The sequence below is a fragment of the Nonomuraea sp. MG754425 genome, from assembly GCF_021699195.1.
Taxonomy (GTDB): Bacteria; Actinomycetota; Actinomycetes; order Streptosporangiales; family Streptosporangiaceae; genus Nonomuraea.
Map to the genome: position 1 here is coordinate 1 of NZ_SSXE01000588.1, position 273 is coordinate 273.

At 60.8% G+C, this 273-nt stretch carries 1 pseudogene; it reads right to left on the reverse strand.

Going from position 1 to position 273, the window contains the following annotated elements:
- Nucleotides 1–10: 10 nt before the first annotated feature.
- Nucleotides 11–273 (reverse strand): annotated as a pseudogene (locus FAF44_RS54085) (hypothetical protein); the annotation flags it as partial.

The window sequence follows — 273 nt, forward strand, 5'->3', positions numbered from 1 at the left end:
TCGATCTCGGCTACGTCGGGGTGCTGGTCGTCCTGATGATGGTCATGGAGATGCTGGTCATGGCCGTCTTCATGATCATGTACATGATGAACCCGGCCGCCAGCAGCGCGAAGACCACCCCGGCGATGACGGCCGCGCCCCGCCTGTTGTGCACCATCGTCATGGGCGTCAGGCCGGCCGGGTTCATCATGTACATGATCATGAAGACGGCCATGACCAGCATCTCCATGACCATCATCAGGACGACCAGCACCCCGACGTAGCCGAGATCGA